Below are 20464 nucleotides of genomic sequence, written 5' to 3'. Positions count from 1 at the left end.
TCCACTGCCGGCGTCCTTTTCCCTCGTTCGCGTATCTTTCCGCCAGACTGCGTCTTACCACTCGTTACGCAACCTTCCCACTGGCTTCGTCCTTTTTCCACTCGCTGCCCCTTTATTCGCTTCTAAGTTCAATAATGCTCAATTCCGGTCGGTTAAATATTCTTAACTTGATGGTTTCATTGCCCAATCCCCGGTTAACGATCATGACCGAATCCGAACTTGTGAACAGACCGGCGTCGTATTCCGGAAAAAACGCTCGTTCGGGAGATAAAACTCCCCCGACAAAAGGAATTCTGATAATTCCGCCATGCATATGCCCCGCCATCGTTAAATCCGCGCCCCAGTCAGCATATTCATTAAAATACATAGGGTTATGAGTAAGCAAAATATTAAAGCCTCCAGCGTCGGCTTCGCCTGCCGATTCATCGAGGTAAGATGGACTAAAGGGCTTTTCCCCGATATAAGTAGCCGTATCCTTCGCCTTGTAAAATCTCAACGGAAGAATGTATCCATAGATATGAATGCTCTCGTTATTAATGGTTATGTCGGCTTTCTCGTCGTCCATAATGACTACTCCAAGCTCTTCCATCCGTTCCATGAACCGATTATAACTCTCGGAACCCAATTCCGCCGCTTTAATCTTGGCGATTTGCTCATGATTCCCCGAAACATAATAGACAGGATAATGCGGGGTAAGCTGCTCCAGTAATTGCAGAGACACATCTCCCGTATCGTTAACGGAATTCAACATATCTCCGGTCGTCACGATCAGATCGGGCTTGATCTTATTAATTTTCCGGATTAACCTCTGATTCTGTTGACCAAAAGAATGACTATGCAAATCAGAAAGCTGAACAATCGTATAGCGATCAAAGCTTTCCGGAATCTTTGCGGAAGCCACCGTATATTTCGTTACTTGCAACCAGTTATTTTGAGCGTATACAAATGCCGCCCCTATTACGATCAACAGGAGCAATACGCATGTCCATTTTTTCCATCTACTCATTCACTCACCTATTGTCTTTGCTTAGATTATGGAGCCCTGCCTTCAGTCATGAGCAGGGGCTAAGATTGCCTGCGTACTATCATTTTTCTTCCGTTATTACGGTTGCATTGTAGATGACCACCCGTTTTCCATCCAAATCGAACAATATCTTATTTCCATACTCGGTGTCTTGTATGTCGATCTTGCCTTCGTACTCCTCGATCAGTTCTCCGTTATTGCTGTACACCTTGACCGTTCTCTCCAGTCCCCCTGAGTTGTTGGACTTCATCGACTTAATGGCTCGCTGGCCGCTGGCCGTATTGAAATACCAAACAATGGAACCGATGATCAGAGATAGAATAATAACTGCAATCGTCCATCCTATTTTACCGCCCTTACTCATTTGAACTCCTCCTCGTTGTCTTTTTTTGTTAGGTTGGTAACGACATATACTAATTTCTACGGTTAAGTAACCATCTAGTTCCATCAAGCTGGCCAATGGCATATAGATTTGCTGTCCGGACTGGCATTCAAATTCTCTATTCCTATGGGTTGTCCAATTATTTTGTAGTTGCTGCGCGCGTCAGAATAGCGCTATCGATCGTAGATCTCCTCATCACTCCTAGCAAATCAAATAGCTGCTAATCAGTATATACATTCCGTTCCAAAAATTCAAAATGAGCCTCGATATTCAGCGGAGGAGAAGCTGTAATAGGAGAATGGGTTATCCGGTTGCCCGGTGTTGCTTGTCCAATCAAAGCCTTCATAGTGAAGGCTCTTTAAGGCTTAAGCTGGCTTAAGCTAATTAGGTAGATAACAAAGAAATAACCAACAGTTCATAAAGCACAAGGGGGAGAATGACATTATTATAATACACGCTCTGAAACGGATTAAAAAACGCCCGTTGCATGGGAGGCTGAGGAATACTTAAATAAAGGTGTCCATTGCTAATATTGACAATCATCCCCTCGTAAATATGTCCGTCTATCGTTTCCACGCGCACTTTCCGATGAATGCATTGTCCACATACTTGCTGCACCTTATGACGGATAGACTTTAAAGCTTCGACCCGCTCTGCGTCGACTTGATAAATCATATGTTGACTAACTGGCTGCCCGTTCATAACATGACCTCCGTTCGGGTTGAATTTGTTCATTCTATGCGTTCGCCCAATGGGAGGTTCATAGCGAAGAGGCTTTTCTTTTCATTTATTGGCGATAAAAGATGACGGCCGCGTTATATGTGGCCATAATGGGGTTCTGAGCCTTTTATGGTTGCAGGGACTATCCATTAGGTTGTATCGTTAAGATAATTAACCAAAGGGCTGATAATAGCCCCAAGGAGGAAATGTGTATGTCTTCCGATCCGCTCCATCCTCCCCTCCCCCGGATTTATCCGTTAGGCGAATCGGCCATTGTCGTTGAATTAGGGGACTCCATCGACCGGGATGTTCATCTTGCGGTTATGTCTTTAGCGGCTGAGCTGGAGACACGCCCCTTCCCCGGCCTGATCGAGGTCGTTCCCGCCTTCACCTCGTTGGCGGTCTATTACGATCCAGCAGCTCTTGTTTTTCAGAAACAATCATCGCTATTACTCGAGGCTTCCATAGACTCTCCATATATAAGAGTATGTCAATGGGTACGGGAAGCAGCCGATCGCTCCGCCTCCCTTGCCGAAGGAGATGGCAAGCTTGTGACGATCCCCGTATGCTACGGCGAAGAGTACGGTCCAGACCTGGAATACGTTGCGATTCTCAACGGCCTGACTCCCGAAGAGGTCATTGCCATTCACGCCGGCAGAGATTATTTGGTTTACATGATTGGCTTTACTCCTGCCTTTCCGTATCTGGGAGGGATGTCGAAGCGGATAGCAGCCCCTCGTCTATCCACTCCCCGTCTGGAGATCCCGGCTGGTTCGGTCGGCATCGCCGGCGAGCAGACAGGAATTTATTCATTGCCCACTCCCGGGGGCTGGCGGCTGATCGGTCGATCGCCGCTTGCCCTGTTTCGTCCGCATGAGCACCCGCCCTCCTTAATTCGGGCAGGAGATACGGTCCGGTTTCAACCGATTTCGTCCTATGAATATAAACATTGGGAGGGACGATCGTCATGAACATGAAGCTGCTTGTTCAACAACCCGGTCTCTTCACCACCGTTCAGGACGGCGGCAGGACAGGCCTGCAAAAATACGGTGTCCCCGTTGGCGGAGCTATGGACTCCTACGCTTTCCGGCTGGCCAACATCCTTGTCGGCAATGATGAAGAGGAGGCCGCGCTGGAAATGACGTTGACCGGGCCCGCCCTCCGCTTCGAGAGCGAAGCGCTAATCGCCATCGGCGGAGGAGACTTCGCGCCCGCCCTCGACGGCGAAGCGGTGCCGGCCTGGCGCCCTGTCTACGTCAAGGGCGGCAGCACGCTTCGCTTCGGCCGCTGCCGGTCGGGCTGCCGCGCGTACGTCGCCGTAGCCGGCGGCATTAGCGTGCCCCGCGTGCTCGGAGGCCGCGGCACGTACTTGCGCGCCGGCCTCGGCGGACTGCACGGACGCCCGCTGCAGCAGGGCGATGCGCTGCCCATCGGCGCCGCCAGCACGCTCTCGCGGGAGCTGGCCGGCCGGCTGGCCGCCGGCTGCGGATCGCGGTCGTGGGCGGCCGCCGACTGGTACGTCGGCCCAGACTCGCTGCCGCCTTACGGGGAGGCCCCCGTCCTCCGGTTCGTACCCGGTCGGGAATATGACGAGTTCACGCACCAAAGCCGGCTGGATTTCGGCTCGTTCCGCTTCCTCGTCAGTTCCCGCTCCGACCGGATGGGCTGCCGGCTGGAAGGGCCGGCCTTGTCGCTCTCCCGGCCAGCGGACCTGCTATCGGGCCCGGTTACGGCGGGAACCGTTCAGGTTCCTCCCGATGGCCGCCCGATTGTGCTGATGGCCGACCGCCAGACGACGGGCGGCTACCCGATGCTGGCCCAGATCGCTGCGGTCGATCTGCCGGTTCTGGCGCAGGCGAAGCCGGGAGACATGCTGGCGTTCGAGCAAATTTCCCGCGAGCAAGCCGAGAGTATGCTGCTGCTGCGGGAAGCCGAATGGCGGATGCTTAAGCTGGCCATCCGTCTCAAACAACAGGAAGGAGAGAGGATTTCTTGCACCGTGTTGACTTGAATTGCGACTTGGGCGAGAGCTTCGGCGCTTACCGGATGGGCAACGACGAAGCACTGCTCGAGCTTGTAACATCGGCGAATATCGCCTGCGGCTTTCACGCAGGCGATCCGTCGACTATGCGCCGGACCGTTCGCTTGGCGCTGGAAGCCGGGACTGCGATCGGGGCCCATCCCGGGCTGCCCGATCTGGTCGGGTTTGGCCGCCGCCCTATGGCTATTACGCCGCAGGAGGCTTATGATCTGGTGGTCTACCAGATCGGCGCCCTGGATGCATTCGTGCGGTCCGAAGGCGGGACGTTGCGGCATGTGAAGCCGCACGGCGCCCTCTACAACATGGCGGCGTCCAACGCCCCGCTCGCCGAAGCGATCGCCGAGGCCGTGCGGCGGATCGATCCGTCCCTGCTTTTGTTCGGGCTGTCCGGATCGGAGCTGATCCGGGCCGGGCAAAAGCTCGGGCTGACCACCGTCAGCGAAGCTTTTGCCGACCGAACGTACCAACGGGACGGATCGCTCACTTCGCGCGCGCACCCCGGTGCCCTCATCCGCGATCCGCAGCAAGCGGCGGACCAAGCCGTTCGGATGGTGATGGAAGGAACCGTCCGCTCGCTGGAGGGCCCGGAAGTGAAGCTGGAGGTGCACACCGTATGTATTCACGGTGATGGAGAGCAGGCACTGGCCGCCTCGCGCCTCATCCGGGATGCCCTGGTATCAGCGGGAATTGCCGTATGCGCGGTGAGTCAATAATAGAGGCTTCGGTTTACGAGGTTCTCGGGGTTCTTGGCCGGATTGGTTTGAAGTCTTTCCCCTACGGGAATAAATGAATAGTACTCAGCAGCAACTGACTACTATAGATCCGTGGGAGGATTAGAGATGCGCAATCCGGATAGCAGAATCAGCCAGCAGCAGCAGCGGCTGACCAGGAATCTCGACAATAATGTAGCTTTTCTCAAGGACGCTTTAGGAGTGGATCAAAGCTTCGACGTGATTCATCGGGAGCTGGTTTATGGCGGTGTCCGATTCGGGTTATTCTTTGTAGATGGCCTCGCCAAGGACGATGTCATGAATATTATCACCACTCATTTAGCCAAGCTGCAGCCAGGGGAATTGACTACAGACACCGTCTCCCAATTGCTGCACACCCATATCGGGTATCTCGAAGTGGACAAGGTGCGCGATATGGATACACTGATCACCTCTGTTCTATCCGGACCTCTCGCATTGGTTGTCGAGAATTGTGATGAGGCGCTCGTCATCGATGCGAGAACTTACCCGGTTCGATCCCCGGAAGAGCCGGATATCGAACGGGTTGTGCGGGGAGCCAGAGACGGTTTTACGGAGACGCTCGTTTTCAACACTGCCCTGACCCGAAGAAGATTGCGCGACCCTTCTCTTCGAATGGAATATATGCAAGTTGGCGCTCGTTCCAAGACCGATATTGCGATCAGCTACTTGGAGGACGTTGCGGACGAGGACCTGGTCAACGAAATAAGGAATCGACTGCAGCGTATCCAGATTGACGGTCTGCCGATGGCCGACAAAACGATTGAAGAGTTTTTGTTCCGCAAAAACTGGAATCCGTTCCCTCTGGTCCGATATACAGAAAGACCGGATGTTGCCGCCATTCATCTGCTGGAGGGCCACGTCCTTATTTATACCGATACTTCTCCTAGCGTCATGATTGCGCCGACCACCTTGTTTCACCATGTTCAGCATGCTGAAGAATACCGCCAGAAGCCGGCAATCGGTGCCTACCTCCGCTGGGTCCGCTTCTTATCTATGCTCGCTTCCACTGTTTTGCTCCCGCTGTGGCTGTTAATCGCTCAGAATCCGTCCTCCGTTCCCCGCTGGCTCGCTTTTATTGCCCCGGAAGAAAAGGGCTCCATCCCTCTATTGATACAGGCAATTTTGGCGGAAGTCGGGATCGACGCTCTTCGGATGGCCGCCATCCACACTCCCTCAGCTCTGGCCACAGCACTAGGGTTAGTTGCCGCGCTCATGATCGGCGAGGTGGCTGTTAACGTAGGATTGTTGACGAACCATGTCATCCTGTTTCTGGCCCTCTCCGCTATCGGTACCTTTGCCACGCCCAGCTACGAATTTGGTCTTGCCTTGCGAATAGTCCGAATCTCTCTGCTGATCCTGGCCGGATGCCTTCACTGGCCTGGCTTCCTGATCGGCTGCTTTGTCTGGTTCCTTCTCTTGCTTTTTACAAAGTCACTCCAGACCCCATATCTATGGCCCTTGCTTCCATTCAACGGACGAGCCTTATTGGACGTCATCGTTCGTTCGCCCGTCCCGGCCAAAAAGAAGCGGCCCAAAATTCTGCATCCCGAGGATCCCACCCTTAAGTAAAGATTTGCTCACATTTCCCATCGATTTAGCGCATGGGGTTGACCACCGTCATGCGGCGCCAAACACCGCGCGCTGAGAGTCTCGCGCGGTGTGACCCTAATCCGTATACATGATGCACAAGCGGGTTCTGCTGGCTAAACCAATCCTTTGTGTTGTAGAATAGAAAAGAATTTGCTGGATTTTAACCGAATTTCAAATTTTAGTGTTTGGAATTTAAGGATCGGATTCAGTAATTGGATTTAGGAAATTGATTAGGGATTGAAGTTATCGATTCAATACAGTTAAAGTGAGGATTAGTTGCATGTACATTGCAGATCGTTGGAAAGAATTCGAACTAATGGACACCGGAGACGGGGAAAAGCTGGAGCGCTGGGGAGGGTATGTGCTCAGACGTCCGGATCCGCAAATTATATGGCCGGCGGAAGAACGAAACAGCGGGCTGTGGAACGAGGCGAGCGCCCACTATTTCCGCAGCTCCAGCGGAGGCGGCCAATGGAAGGAACGAGTCAAGCTGCCCGAGCGTTGGACCCTTTCGTACGAGCATTTGAAATTTCATATTAAGCCAACAGGATTTAAACATACCGGCTTATTTCCAGAACAAGCGGTGAACTGGGATTGGATGATGGATAAGATTCGCCAGGCCGGTCGGCCGATCAAGGTGCTAAATCTGTTTGCCTATACCGGCGGGGCCACCGTGGCCTGTTCTTCAGCAGGCGCCGATGTCGTCCATGTCGATGCTGCCAAAGGGATGGTTCAATGGGCCAAGGAAAATGCCGCTCTATCCGGCTTGGCTGACCGTCCGATTCGATACATAACGGATGATGTCTTCAAGTTCGTCCAGCGTGAGCAGCGACGCGGTCACCGCTACGATGCCATCATCATGGACCCTCCTTCCTACGGGCGAGGGCCGAACGGCGAAATGTGGAAGCTGGAAACCAATCTGTATCCGTTCGTACAATCGTGTACCGAAATCTTGTCCGAGCATCCTCTTTTTTTCCTGATCAACTCTTATACGACAGGAATATCGGCCACCGTTCTGACGAATATTTTAACGCTCTCTCTTGAGAGAAAATACGGCGGAAGGATCGCCTCCGGCGAAATCGGACTGCCCATTACCGCATCCGGGCTGCGGCTGCCCTGCGGAATATTAGGACGTTGGGAAGCCAATGCATGATGATGAACAGCTCTAACCGTTCTAACATTCCTATCCTCTATGAGGATAACCATGTTCTGGTCGTAGTCAAGCCCGTCAATATGCCAACCCAGGAGGACGATTCCAAAGATCCGGACCTGCTGTCGGTGCTCAAACAGGATATCAAGGTCCGTTATCAAAAGCCGGGCAACGTCTTTCTCGGACTCGTACATCGATTGGATCGGCCTGTCGGCGGGGTCATGGTGTTCGCCAAAACATCCAAAGCCGCCTCACGCTTGTCCGATATTATCCGGACGCGGAAGCTGGACAAAAGCTACTTGGCCGTCGTACACGGGACTCCCAAGGCTTCCCGCGGCCGTCTGATTCATTATTTGCGCAAGGACAGCAAAACCAATACGGTTTATTCCGTGCCTAAAGGAAAGGATGGCGCCAAGGAAGCCATTCTCGATTATTCGGTCATTCGTTCCGCGGAAGGGTTGAGTCTGGTAGAGATTCATCTGCTTACCGGCCGCCCTCACCAAATTCGGGTGCAGATGGCGACTGAAGGCTGCCCCTTATACGGGGACCAACGTTACGGACAGGGACGGAACCGTCCGGGGCAGCAAATAGCCCTCTGGTCTTCACGGTTGTCCTTTGAGCATCCGGTAAAGCGAGAAATAGTCACATTCACCTGCGCGCCTCCGCAAACCTTTCCGTGGACGAATTGGGAGAATGAGCTGGCTCTCCATTTCAAAGGTCCCTAAACTGAAATTTAGGAAGCATTGGCCACTTTGCCGAGCAAATAGACCAGCAGTTGTTGATTATGTGAAGAAATCCGGTCCAAATGCATTTGCAGAAATTGCTCCCGAAGCTCTATCCCCCTTGCGCATTCCTCTCTGCCTTTATCGGTCGGCTTAACCCATACAATCCGGCGGTCATGACTGTCCCGTTCGCGGACGATCAGGCCGCCTTTCTCCATCCGGTCCAGCAGAGTCGTAATAGCCGCTGGGGTCGTCTCCAAATGAGCAATGAAATCCGAAGGCTTCATCCGGTCTTGGTCATGGAGCAGCTCAAGAACATTCAATTGTCCTTCGGTCAATGTTGGAGCCAGTCCAATCTCCATATGATTCTTCAGATCCCGGGACAGCTTGAACCACAGCCTGGCAAAGTCATTTGTATACATAACGTTAAAATCCCTCCGATTTCCTGTTGATTTGTCCCCATTATAGCACTGAGCGAATGTCGATTTAAAGGTTAAGCCGATTAATACTTTATGACATTAATCGATGCAAATATGTAACTTTTGACGACTTTCAACATACACATAAAATAGGCGGGTGACCAGACGATCAAATCCTGTAGAATTTCACCCTGTTTTGATTGATTAGGAAGGGGGAAGCGACATGGATAGCCAAATGAAGCAGGAAATCGTTATTCGCGCTTTGAAGGAAGGATTAATAAACGACCCTCGCTGGCAGGACAGGTTAGAAGAACCAATGCCAGCTTGGGCCGTTTTGGAAATTGCACTCCATTTGCTAGAAAAAATCGATCCGCCGTCTATCGGCTACGACTAGTATAGTTGGGCCTGCATCATTTCAGGCTCGGTCCATCAGGACAGGCTGATCCACATGTTACTGGCTTGTTCTTCCATCCAGACGCGGGATCCATTAGGATAGACTTGATTTTTTTGACGAATGAAGCATTAGTTACAGCTTTTTGGGAGCTTCTTCAATGACCGCTCTTCTGCCGACATATTCGATCCGATTCGCCTTCGTCGCCGGTACAAGCGATTTTCCAGTGGATTTGCGCTCCTCGATGGGCGCCATCTCCGTCGAGACTAGATGCTTGTCGCCTTCGGACAGGACTGTCAGTATTTCATATTCTTCTTTAACCGCAAAAGCCCCCATAATGACCGAGCCGTTCGATCGAACCCGCTTGCCGTCCTTGAACTCAAAAGTGAACACACCGCGGCCTCCGCGGCCCTGCACCGGATAATCGAGCAAAAGAGAACGTTTAGCGTATCCCAGATCGGAGATAACCAACACTTCTCCTTCCTCTCCTTTTACCCATTCAGCGGCGACGATTTCATCGTCATCCTTTAACTGAATTCCCCGGACTCCTCCGGCGGCCCGGCCCATGCTATTGATTTCATCTTCCATGAATCGGATGCACATGCCATTTTTCGTAACCAGCAACATGTCTTTCTGGTTATCCGACAGTTGAACCTCAATGATCTCATCCTGCTCCGCTACTTTGCAGGCAATGATCCCGTTGGAACGGTTGGTGAAATACTCTTTCAGCTCCGTTCTCTTCACCTGCGCCTTGCGAGTGACAAAGACGACCGACTTTCCGGGCTCTTCAAAATCTTTTACCGGAATGACGGAAACAATCCGGTCTTCCTTCGCAATCGGTATAATGTTGACGATCGCCGTTCCGTTCTCTTTCCATCTGTACTCCGGAATCTGATGCACCGGCAGTAAATAATATTGACCCTTTGATGTAAATATCAACAGACTCTCAATCGTATTGACATCGAGCACGAAGCGCAGGAAATCCCCTTCCTTGAGACCGGTATTGTCGATTTCGCCGCCCGATCTCGTAAAGGAAAGCTTGCTCGTTCGCTTCACATATCCTTCGTTGGACAAAGCGACAAACACATCCTCGGCCGCTACCATGACCTCGAGATTGACCTTGATCTCTTCGATTTCCCCCTGGATTTCCGATCGTCTATCTATTCCATATCGATCGCGAATTTCAATCAGTTCATCTTTAATCACCTTCAGCAGCTTTCGCTCGCTGGACAGAATGGACCGCAAATAATCGATCGTTTTGCGAACATCCTTCAATTCCTTCTCCAGCGAGGTGATTTCCAAGTTAGTCAGCCTGTACAACTGAAGCGTTAAGATGGCATCGGCTTGTCTTTCCGTGAAACTATACTGTTCGACTAAGTTTTTCTGGGCGTCCTGGCGGTTTTTGGAAGCTTTAATTGTAGCGATGACTTCGTCCAAAATATTCAGCGCTTTGGCGAGTCCCTCGACGACATGAGCCCGATCTTCCGCCTTCTCCAGATCGTACTGGGTGCGATAGGTTACCACTTCTTTCTGGTGAGCGATATAAGCCTCGAACATCTGCTTCAAGCCAAGCTGCTGAGGGGTTTTGTTAACGATGGCCACCATGTTGAAGTTATAGGTCACCTGAAGATCGGTTCGTTTTAACAAGTAGGCGAGGATGCCTTGAGCATCAGCCTCTTTCCGCAGCTCGACGACAATTCGCAGCCCGTTGCGGCCGCTTTCGTCCCGAACCTCCGCAATCCCCTCGACTTTTTTCTCCAGCCGAATATTTTCCATAGCGGTTACCAGGCGGGACTTTACGACTTGATAAGGAATTTCCGAGATAACGATTTGCTGCTTTCCACCCCGCAAATCTTCAATAGTCGTCTTGGCGCGCAAATAAATCCGTCCCTTGCCCGTCCGGTAAGCCTCACGGATTCCTTCCTCCCCCATAATAATGCCGCCGGTTGGAAAGTCCGGACCTTTGACAACCTGCATTAATTGCTCCAGGCTCATCTCCGGGTCGTCCATAATAGCTATACAGGCATCGATCACCTCGCGCAAATTGTGAGTTGGAATTTCCGTAGCAAATCCGGAGGAGATCCCACTCACTCCGTTAACCAGTAAATTAGGAAAACGCGAAGGCAATACGACCGGTTCTTTGGCTGTATTGTCAAAGTTATCCTTAAACTGGACGGTTCGTTTCTCTATGTCCCTCAGAATCTCCATAGCGATCGGCGACAACCGTGCCTCCGTATAACGCATGGCCGCCGGAGGGTCATCGTCCTGGGAGCCCCAGTTTCCATGTCCGTCGATAAGCACATGCCCCATCTTCCAAGACTGGGCCATTCGGGCCATCCCTTCGTAAATCGAAGAATCCCCGTGTGGATGGTAGTTTCCCATGACGTCTCCGACCGTTTTGGCCGATTTGCGGTAAGGCTTATCCGGTGTGTTGCCAGCCTCATACATCGAATACAGAATACGTCGCTGAACCGGCTTCAGTCCGTCACGAACGTCCGGAATCGCCCGGTCTTGAATGATGTATTTGGAATAGCGGCCGAACCGGTCCCCCATCACATCTTCTAAAAAGGCAGGTAAAAATTGCTCCAGCGTACTCATGGCGTCTGTCCCCTCTATTCTTCAAATTCCGTAAAATCCACATTTTCGATAATCCACCGTTTACGGGGATCGACCTTATCTCCCATCAAAGTGGATACCCGGCGTTCAGCCTTGGCCGCGTCCTCGATCATGACTTGAAACAGAGTTCGGCTTTGCGGATTCATCGTCGTATCCCACAGCTGCTCAGGGTTCATTTCCCCGAGACCTTTATAGCGTTGAATTTCAACATTTTTGCCCATGACCTTCATATGCTCCTGCAGCTCTTCATCGCTGAAGACATATTTCTCCACCGTCTGTTTCCCGGATTTCTTCGTAAGCTTGTATAAAGGCGGCTGGGCTATATAGACTTTACCCGAATCAATCAACGGCTTCATATAGCGATAGAAGAAGGTCAGAAGCAGCACCTGGATATGAGCTCCGTCTGTATCGGCATCCGTCATAATGATAATTTTGCCGTAATTGCTCTCGTCCTGCTCGAATTCGCTGCCGACTCCCGCCCCAATTGCGGATATGATCGCTCTGTATTCATCGTTCTTTAATATATCGGGCAGCTTGGCCTTTTCCGGATTCATCGGCTTACCCTTAAGCGGAAGAATTGCTTGATACTTCGAATCTCTGCCCTGCTTGGCCGAACCGCCGGCGGAATCCCCCTCCACGATAAACAGCTCGTTATTGGCGTAGTCTTTGGATTGCGCCGGAGTCAGCTTCCCGTTCAAATTCGAGCTTTCACTCCTGCCTTTTTTACCCGAGCGCACTTCTTCCCGGGCTTTGCGGGCCGCTTCTCGAGCTTTGGCGGATTGAACCGCTTTTTTAAGCATCATCTGGGCGACTTGCGGATTTTCCTCCAGAAAAACCGCCATATTATCGGCGACAATCGCGTCTACCGTACTTCTGGCCGCTGAACTGCCTAACTGGTCCTTCGTCTGACCGACAAATTCTACGTCGCTCATTTTAATGTTAATGACGGCCATTAGTCCTTCCCGCAGATCAGCCCCGTCCAAATTTTTATCTTTCTCCTTCAGAATAGCCGTCTTTCGGGCATACTCGTTCATAACCCGGGTGTAGGCCGTCTTGAACCCGGTTTCGTGTGTTCCTCCGCCTCTAGTCGGGATGGAGTTTACGAATGAAACGATCGTCTCGGTGTACCCGTCATTATACTGAAGCGCAACCTCGACCTCAATATCATCCTTCTCTCCGGTAAAATGAACGACGTCGTGCAAGGCCGTCTTCCCTTCGTTCAAAAATTGAACAAATTGACTGGCCCCCCCATCATATTCAAACTGATCGGCTTTATCGTTGCGCTCATCCTTAATCGTTACCTTCAAGCCGGAATTCAGGAAGGCAATTTCCTGAAGCCGCTCGGCCAATGTGTCGTAGCTAACGCCAATTCCGTTGGCGAACACACGCTTATCCGGCATGAACGAAACCTTAGTCCCCGTCCGATTGGTCGTGCCAATCACTTCCAGTCCGGTAACCGGTTCTCCGACATGCTCTTTTCCATCCTCGTCCACCCAATATTCAAAGCGTTGTTTATGGATTTTACCGTCCCGATAAATTTCCACCTCCAGCCACTCAGACAGAGCGTTCGTAACCGAGGCTCCGACACCGTGCAGGCCTCCGGATTTCTTGTAGCCCGCTCCGCCAAACTTGCCTCCCGCGTGAAGCATCGTAAAGACGACTTGCGGTGTGGGGACCCCCGTCTTGTGCATGGCCGTCGGAATTCCCCGGCCGTTGTCACGAACCGTAATCGATTGATTTTTATGGATAATAATTTCAATCTGCGTGCCATGTTTAGCCAGATGCTCGTCGACGGCATTGTCGACAATTTCCCACACCAGGTGATGCAAGCCGGACGTTCCGGTGCTTCCTATGTACATTCCCGGCCGTTTGCGAACAGCCGTTAATCCTTCCAATACTTGTATATCATCCGCCCCGTAATCAACCGTACGCGGTGTTGTAGTTTCTTCCGTAAGCGAGTTTAACTGCTCGGCCATTCATGTGCCTCCTAACGAAATGTGAACTAAGACGTTTTGAGAATGACAGCTATAATCTTCTTGCTCTAATTCATTATATCCTTACGTGTAAAAACAATAAAAGCGATTGCCAGTCCCGCCGCTCCCCATACCGCCAAGGTTATTAATGAAAAGGTAAGCGTCATGCCTGGTACGGGCGGCAAGGAGCCGGTTAAATAATGGATCGTCTCCAAGTTTACCATAAACAAGTATTTGGCGCTTTCCCAGGAGGATACCATGTTCGTAAGTATCGTACCGGCAATGAGCATCGCGAGCATGATCCCCATGCTGGCGGCCGTGCTGCGAACCAGAACGGAAACCATCAGCGACAAGCAGGCAACGATTACACAGGAGAACCAGGCAAGCCCGAATTCCATTAGTATAAATTGCCATTGGGGGATAGCGTGAACAAAATCGGTGTTTAATTCATCGCCAACAAGCTGATAACCGACCAGCACCGGCATATTCCATCCTGTATAGCCAAAAACAAAGCCCGAAATAAGATACGATAAAATTCCGGTGGACAGAATAATAAGCCCGACAAACAAAACCAGCGTTATCCACTTGCTCATCAAAATTTTCCATCTTTGCACCGGTCTTGTCAACAACAGCTTGATCGTTCCGGTCGAATGCTCCGAGGAAATAATATCGGAGGCAATGACAGCGATTAGCAGCGGAATGAACAAGCCGACCGAATTCTTCATAAAGTCCCTCATAAAAGTAACCCCGTTCGGCCATTGCGGGTTTACATTTTGCTCCAACGCGTACTGCAGCCTCTGCACTTCGATGCGCAGCACCTTCTTCCATTCTTCGGCTACCCGGTTGCTGCTCAATCGATTCGTATAATCGATAATCTGCTGCTGCGTCGTCACCCGCCAATCTTCCGTGCCGAACTGCTTGCGATAATTTTCGGCCACTTTCATCTGGGCATAGGTAAACATCGGAATGAGAACCGCTAATATAAGGATGACGACGAGAAATCTGCGCTTTTTCAACATCTTGATCGTTTCATTCTGTACGAGTGGATACAGGCTAACCAATCTGTTCACCCTCCGTCAGCCGCAGGAACAAATCTTCCAACGTTGGAATTTTATGAGTAATGGCCGACACACCGATTCCCGAAGCGACGAGCATTTGATTAACGCCGGGTATCGCTTCCTCCGTAAGGTGAGTAGCAATTTCCCCCGGTCCCTTTCCTTCCGTCTCATAAGCTCGCGACCATTCTGTGACGGTAGCGATCCCCTGTTGTTGGAAAAGTCCGTTCGCCTCAGCGAAACGGTCTACTTTCCAAACGATAATGTTTTCTGTTTGGGCGATCAGCTCGTCTACTTCCCCCACCGCAATGACGGAGCCTTGAGTAATAATGGCTACCCGGTCACACATTAATTGAATTTCGCTTAGCAAATGACTGGAGACGAAGACGCTTAAGCCGGTAGACGCCAGCTCGCGAATAAATTCTCTCATTTCTTTAATGCCCTGCGGGTCCAGCCCGTTTGTCGGTTCATCGAGAATTAGCAGCTTAGGGCGTCCCAGCAACGCTTGAGCGATGCCCAGCCGTTGTCTCATTCCAAGCGAGTATGTTTTGACTTTATCGTGGATTCGCTTGTCCATCCCGACGATCTCCACAACCTGCTGAATCCGATCCCTGGAGATATCCGGCAGCATCCGGGCAAAATGTTCGAGGTTTTCCCACCCGGTCAAATAACTGTAAAGCTCGGGGTTCTCTACAATACAGCCGATATTTTTCAACGCTTCCGTCGGTTTCTCGCTCATCGATACTCCACAGACCGAAATGGTTCCCTCCGTCGGCTTGATCAGCCGGACGAGCATACGGATTGTTGTTGTTTTACCGGAACCGTTGGGTCCTAGAAAGCCAAATACTTCCCCTGCCCTTATATCAAAAGAAACTCCTTTAATGATCCATTTTCCCCGGATCTTTTTCTTTAAATTCCGAACCGTCAGAACTTGCTCCGTCGCCGGCATTCGTTCTCCCCCTCAACCGCTTAATTAAGCACCTGGATTACACGCTCAGCGATACGCTGGTATCCATCATCATTAGGGTGAAAATGATCACTCGCCAAATATTTAGTTAAATAGGTTTCAAATAAATCATAAGTTGGAACAACTGTCAAATTCGGGTATCGCAAAGAGAGGGAAATAGCGTGATTATTCCATTCCTGCAGGAGGAGAGAGCCTTGGCCATCCCTATCGTAATCAAGAAAAGGATGGTATAAACCGACATAAATAATTCTGGCTTCGGGATTTAATTCCGCTGTTTGGGACAAGATCCGTTCCAGCCCTTCCATCGCCATTGGCATCTGTCCCGTCACATTATCGAAGTCGATCTCCAATGAATCGGGGTCGGAATCGACGGACTGGCTCAGTCCGAATTGGAACAAGTCGTTACCGCCAATCGTAATGAGTACCAGATTTGCCTTTTTGATCGATTGCGAAATCTCGCTGTTGGAGCCGTTTATGTAGTCCAGCAGTTGGTCGGTCCGCAATCCCCCGACGGCATAATTCCACACAAAAACGTCTTTGCTCGTCTCTTTTTCCAGCCAGGATTTCACTTTCCCTACATATCCTTCTCCTGTGCTGTCCCCTTGTCCCTTGGTCAATGAATCGCCCAACGCGACGATTTGAATTTTATTCATAGACAACAACGGATTCGTAGCGGATAAATCTTCCCGGTTCACCACAGGCTCCCCCGCGATCGGAAACAAAATATCTTTGACCGCATACACAAAGCCGAACAAGAACAACACGGTAGACAGAACAGCAATCAACCCTGACGTCCTCCAAAGCAGCCGTGATGAATTCATTCCTTATCCCCCGTTCTCTTTCCTTGATCCGAACAAAAAGATATATTTCCCTTATAAGAGTAAAGGTTCCGTTCACAATTTGCAACTTGTCCCGCCATTCTTGCGACTTACTATATCTCAACCTACTATTTTCATCACTTTGACAAACCCTATTAATTCATATCGTCAGTTTGATGCAATGAACTTGGACAACCGCTTTTAGATTAGTAACGACTATTTGACGCAATATACTCGGACAACCGCTCTTAGATTAGTATCGATATTTTGATGCAATACACTCGGACAACCGCTATTAGATTAGTATCGATAATTTGATGCAATACACTCGGACAATCGCTTTTAGATTAGTATCGTCGACTTTGACTTGTCTCCTTAATTCAATTCCCTTAATTCAGTCTATTTTGATTAAGTTTTGTTGGACAGCTTCTCGGACCTAAACGTGTCCATCTCCCTCCTCTTTCCTGTTGCTTTGGACTGTTATCCCCTTCCGTCAGGAAATGATATTAATATTTCAACTAAATTTATCAATTTTTGTAATATATCATTTTATGGGTTTTATTCTCTTAATCCATCTAAAATAATCACGCGAAATCAAAATTATGTTACTTGAAATACAATCATTAGTTTGGTAAAATTAAAAACGGAACAAATGTTCTTATTGGGAGGATGAGTACAATGCTCTATTTGAATATGGGTAAAGATATAGACTTGAATTTGCTTTCCAATAACCACCTAGATATAAAGGCCTTCCAGAATCGCTTTAAGACGGAGGAGGACTGCCTTCAGTTTATCTATCAATCTAAGTGGCCCGGTGGCTTCACATGTCCACGCTGTGCAAATAAACAAGCCTATGTCATCCGTTCTCGCCGAATTCCACTCTATGAATGCCGTAATTGCCGACATCAAGCCTCCCTTATCACCGACACAGTGATGGAAGGGAGTCGAACTTCGCTGCGCAAATGGTTTCTCGCCTTCTATCTGGTATCTCGCATCAATCAGGGAACGAACGCGGTTAAGTTAAGCTCCTTCCTCCAGATCACCTATAAAACAGCCTGGTCCATGCTCCGGAAAATTCGTCATGCAATATCCCATATAGATAATAATCAGCCGCTTACCGGCATCGTTAAAGGTGGAACCACCTTCTATAGCCCTTTCTCAAACTCTTCATCTACACTGGACCTATACCTGGAGCAAAAGCCAGTATTCGCAGCGGTTTCATTGAATAGGAATGATGTTCCCCTTCAAGTGAAAATTAAAACCATTACACCAGCATACATCAGCAATAACTCATTCCTTCCATCCGTTCGCCTGCATTTTATCGAGGAACACGTCAGCTCTGATAATGAAGATATCAATATTGAGACAAAACGGTTTCGTTTTCCTCGTATCGCATCACTGCGAAAATACATCAGGGATGCCAGGACGTGGATTAATCAGACGTTTAACGGAATCGGCTCCAAGTATTTACAGCTTTATTTGGATGAGTTTTGCTTTCGTCTTAATCTACAACTCCGTAACGTTCCTATCTTCCAGCATCTTATCCACGTTTGTACACGAACATCCATAACTAAGCTGTTAGCCTAGCCCCAGATCTTTAAATTCCTGAGGTTCTCTAATAAACGATTCGCAATGATCAGGCGAGCTTTTCCAACCATCTGCTAAGTCAACGGCTGTTCCAATATACCGTCTTGTTAATAACAACATCATGCGGGAGTAAATAGGCATTTGTTGCAGAACATTGTTAGGTCTTGAGGCTTGACGCTGGCCTTTCATATTTGTATGCTTACGTTCTTTTCCATCGCCCTGTCTTCCCGCCGAATCATAGCGTTATCCTTTTGATGCAACTCCCTTGCTAAACTTTTTTCAGTTACTTTCAGTTTCTTTCAGTTTTATTTATCTTCTTTCGATTTCTTTCGTCTTCTTTCGAATTCCTCCGTTTTCCTTTTTTTCTTTTTCTCTTTTGTTTTCTTTCAATTAATTTTGTTTTACTTTTGTTCCCTCGTTTTCCCTTTATTTATTTTTTTATTCTGGTCCCCAACTATTTCCATCTGGATTTATTTAGCTTGTTTTCAGTTAGTTTATTCCACCCTTATGCCTTACCTTCTTTTTTCTTTATAACATTTCACATACTTTTACCTGATTTTACTAGACTTGCTTCTCCTCTAATCCACATTTTCAACTCCAACCTGCTCTTACCTGCTCCTACCTGGGTCTTACCTGCTCCTACCTGGGTCTTACCTGCTCTTACCTGCTCTTACCTGCTCTTACCTGCTCTTACCTGCTCTTACCTGCTCTTACCTGCTCTTACCTGCTCTTACTGCTCTTACTGCTCTTACTGCTCTTACTGCTCTTACCTGATTTTAGCTACTCTATTAGCTAATTTTTCCCTATTCTTTTAGTTATTTCTTCTGCTTACTTTTCTACATAATTATACAGGCGGTTACACATACTTTTTCACTAACTGTTCTATAAACTGTTCTTATCACTTTTATAGTTACTTTCCTGCTTTGCTACATAATTTATAAACTGTTTTAACACTCTTATAGCTACTTCTTCTGCCTGCTTTTCTGCATAATTATACAAATTGGTACACATACTTCTTCACAAACTGTTCTATAAACTGTTCTACCCACGCTTATAGCAACTACTTATGCCTCTTATAGTTACCACTTCTACCACTCTTCTACCTGTCTTTACCCATGTTCTCCCCTCTTTTACCAACTTCAATTTTAAAAATCTCCTGATCCAAGGGGATACTAGTCAAAAGGCAATAAAACAGCATCTCAGTGAAGCAAGCAGGCGCAAAAAATACAAGCATCCAAGACAAGACAAAAAAACGACCCTCCGAAAAATTTCGGAAGGCCGACTATATTTAAATTCTATAGCTTTATTTGGCTTGTTGAGCTAACTCGTTCAAATGGTTCAAGCTAATGCGCAAGCTGTCCATCGGATCACCTGGGCATACATCCTGCTCGACGGCATACCATTCCACACCGTTACCTTCCCCCCATTGCAAAATGGGAGCAAAATCGATCAATCCCGTACCGACTTCAGCAAACGTCTGAGCCTCGTCCTTGGACATATCCTTCAAATGAAGGATGGGCATCCGTTGGGCATAAGGTTGTATAAAATCTAGTGGATCTCGACCGCCTTTCTTAACCCAATAAACGTCAATTTCGGCCAAAATCCGGTTATCTTGCGATGGCTCCAGCAAATATTCCAATGCGGACTTACCGTCCACAGTTGTTTCAAATTCAAAAGCATGATTATGATAGCTAATTCGAAAACCTTCCGCCTGAATCTTGGAAGCAATCTCGTTGAGTTCCTTGCGAACCGCCCGGTACCCTTCTTCATTCTTTAATTCGCCTGGCAGCGAGGGACAGACGATATCCTTAGTTCCCAATATGCGGGCCTCATTCAATACTTCATCCAATTCATTTCTCAACCGATCCAGAGAAATATGCATCCCTGCCGTTCCCAGCCCGGTTTCCTTCAACACTGCGGCTATTTCTTCTGCTGAATAGCCATGCAATCCCGAAATTTGAACGCCAGCCCAGCCCATCGCCTTCAACTCTCTCAATACTCCTGGAAAGTCTTGTTTCACTTGCTCTCTCAGAGTGTATAGTTGTGCTGCAAATTTGCTCTTCATCATACTACGAATTCCTCCCCAGCCTGGATTAGCTTGCCATTACACTTTTAACTTTACCATAAATAAGTCTTTTATCGAAGTTTGTTGAGAGATTAGCCCTAAAGCAGGGCCTAGAGCTATCTCCAAAAGTATTCCTAAGACCTGTTCCCTAAGCCAGCCCTTAGGCTCTCCTTTTACCTCGGCAAATTAATT

At 49.1% G+C, this 20464-nt stretch carries 19 protein-coding genes; 8 read left to right on the top strand and 11 right to left on the bottom strand.

All coding sequences use genetic code 11. The annotated features are described in order from the left end of the window. Nucleotides 1-112 precede the first annotated feature (112 nt). The 4 genes from KJS69_RS08390 to KJS69_RS08380 form a co-directional block, all read right to left on the bottom strand. Nucleotides 113-1006, bottom strand: a complete 894-nt coding sequence (locus tag KJS69_RS08390) for a metallophosphoesterase (protein ID WP_213583281.1) — start codon at nt 1004-1006, stop codon at nt 113-115. Between the two features lie 79 nt (nt 1007-1085). Further along, nucleotides 1086-1388 (bottom strand): hypothetical protein, encoded by a 303-nt coding sequence (locus tag KJS69_RS08385; RefSeq protein ID WP_213583280.1) that lies wholly within the window; start codon nt 1386-1388, stop codon nt 1086-1088. Between the two features lie 238 nt (nt 1389-1626). Beyond that, nucleotides 1627-1752 carry a hypothetical protein gene (locus KJS69_RS29935; RefSeq protein WP_283777448.1) on the bottom strand — a complete coding sequence of 42 codons (126 nt, stop codon included), beginning with the start codon at nt 1750-1752 and terminating at the stop codon, nt 1627-1629. A 38-nt stretch (nt 1753-1790) separates the two neighbouring features. Continuing rightward, nucleotides 1791-2108, bottom strand: a complete 318-nt coding sequence (locus KJS69_RS08380; protein WP_213583279.1) for an acetyl-CoA acetyltransferase — start codon at nt 2106-2108, stop codon at nt 1791-1793. 230 nt (nt 2109-2338) lie between these two features. On the opposite strand from KJS69_RS08380, the gene pxpB reads away from it, so the two are divergent. From pxpB to KJS69_RS08350, 6 genes are all read left to right on the top strand, one after another. Next, nucleotides 2339-3097 (top strand): 5-oxoprolinase subunit PxpB, encoded by a 759-nt coding sequence (gene pxpB, locus KJS69_RS08375; RefSeq protein WP_213583278.1) that lies wholly within the window; start codon nt 2339-2341, stop codon nt 3095-3097. Beyond that, nucleotides 3094-4137 (top strand): 5-oxoprolinase subunit C family protein, encoded by a 1044-nt coding sequence (locus KJS69_RS08370; RefSeq protein WP_306434399.1) that lies wholly within the window; start codon nt 3094-3096, stop codon nt 4135-4137. The genes pxpB and KJS69_RS08370 overlap by 4 nt, the downstream gene beginning before the upstream one ends. Then, complete coding sequence (locus tag KJS69_RS08365) at nt 4119-4880, top strand: LamB/YcsF family protein (RefSeq protein WP_213583277.1); 762 nt, start codon at nt 4119-4121, stop codon at nt 4878-4880. The genes KJS69_RS08370 and KJS69_RS08365 overlap by 19 nt, the downstream gene beginning before the upstream one ends. A gap of 126 nt (nt 4881-5006) precedes the next feature. Next, nucleotides 5007-6488 carry a spore germination protein gene (locus tag KJS69_RS08360; protein ID WP_213583276.1) on the top strand — a complete coding sequence of 494 codons (1482 nt, stop codon included), beginning with the start codon at nt 5007-5009 and terminating at the stop codon, nt 6486-6488. A 301-nt stretch (nt 6489-6789) separates the two neighbouring features. Then, nucleotides 6790-7662 carry a class I SAM-dependent methyltransferase gene (locus KJS69_RS08355; protein WP_213583275.1) on the top strand — a complete coding sequence of 291 codons (873 nt, stop codon included), beginning with the start codon at nt 6790-6792 and terminating at the stop codon, nt 7660-7662. After that, nucleotides 7662-8384 carry an RluA family pseudouridine synthase gene (locus KJS69_RS08350; RefSeq protein ID WP_213583616.1) on the top strand — a complete coding sequence of 241 codons (723 nt, stop codon included), beginning with the start codon at nt 7662-7664 and terminating at the stop codon, nt 8382-8384. The genes KJS69_RS08355 and KJS69_RS08350 overlap by 1 nt, the downstream gene beginning before the upstream one ends. Before the next feature lie 8 nt (nt 8385-8392). Here KJS69_RS08350 and KJS69_RS08345 read toward each other — a convergent pair whose 3' ends face one another. Then, entirely contained in the window at nt 8393-8803 is a 411-nt protein-coding gene (locus KJS69_RS08345) for a MarR family winged helix-turn-helix transcriptional regulator (protein WP_213583274.1), read from the bottom strand. 220 nt (nt 8804-9023) lie between these two features. On the opposite strand from KJS69_RS08345, the gene KJS69_RS08340 reads away from it, so the two are divergent. Beyond that, on the top strand, nt 9024-9194 hold the full coding sequence (locus tag KJS69_RS08340; RefSeq protein WP_213583273.1) for a hypothetical protein: 171 nt from the start codon (nt 9024-9026) through the stop codon (nt 9192-9194). Nucleotides 9195-9326: 132 nt separating this feature from the next. On the opposite strand, the gene gyrA is transcribed toward KJS69_RS08340, so the two are convergent. The 5 genes from gyrA to KJS69_RS08315 form a co-directional block, all read right to left on the bottom strand. Then, the gene (gene gyrA / locus KJS69_RS08335; protein WP_213583272.1) at nt 9327-11789 is read right to left on the bottom strand and encodes a DNA gyrase subunit A; all 2463 of its coding nucleotides are present in this window, start codon (nt 11787-11789) and stop codon (nt 9327-9329) included. Between the two features lie 14 nt (nt 11790-11803). Beyond that, nucleotides 11804-13783 (bottom strand): DNA topoisomerase IV subunit B, encoded by a 1980-nt coding sequence (gene parE, locus KJS69_RS08330; RefSeq protein WP_213583271.1) that lies wholly within the window; start codon nt 13781-13783, stop codon nt 11804-11806. A 65-nt stretch (nt 13784-13848) separates the two neighbouring features. After that, nucleotides 13849-14841, bottom strand: a complete 993-nt coding sequence (locus tag KJS69_RS08325) for an ABC transporter permease (RefSeq protein WP_213583615.1) — start codon at nt 14839-14841, stop codon at nt 13849-13851. After that, nucleotides 14834-15784, bottom strand: a complete 951-nt coding sequence (locus KJS69_RS08320; RefSeq protein ID WP_213583270.1) for an ABC transporter ATP-binding protein — start codon at nt 15782-15784, stop codon at nt 14834-14836. Before KJS69_RS08320 ends, KJS69_RS08325 begins: the two co-directional genes overlap by 8 nt. Nucleotides 15785-15804: 20 nt before the next feature. After that, nucleotides 15805-16623 (bottom strand): GDSL-type esterase/lipase family protein, encoded by an 819-nt coding sequence (locus tag KJS69_RS08315; RefSeq protein WP_213583269.1) that lies wholly within the window; start codon nt 16621-16623, stop codon nt 15805-15807. A gap of 675 nt (nt 16624-17298) precedes the next feature. Here KJS69_RS08315 and KJS69_RS08310 point away from each other — a divergent pair. After that, nucleotides 17299-18207, top strand: coding sequence for a transposase (locus KJS69_RS08310; protein ID WP_213583268.1), 909 nt, complete (start codon nt 17299-17301; stop codon nt 18205-18207). Between the two features lie 1303 nt (nt 18208-19510). On the opposite strand, the gene KJS69_RS08305 is transcribed toward KJS69_RS08310, so the two are convergent. Further along, nucleotides 19511-20275: a sugar phosphate isomerase/epimerase family protein gene (locus tag KJS69_RS08305; RefSeq protein ID WP_306434398.1), complete on the bottom strand. Its 765-nt coding sequence runs from the start codon at nt 20273-20275 to the stop codon at nt 19511-19513. Nucleotides 20276-20464 lie beyond the last annotated feature (189 nt).

Source organism: Paenibacillus sp. J2TS4 (assembly GCF_018403245.1).
Taxonomy (GTDB): Bacteria; Bacillota; Bacilli; order Paenibacillales; family NBRC-103111; genus Paenibacillus_L.
This window is presented reverse-complemented; position numbering and strand designations above follow the sequence as displayed.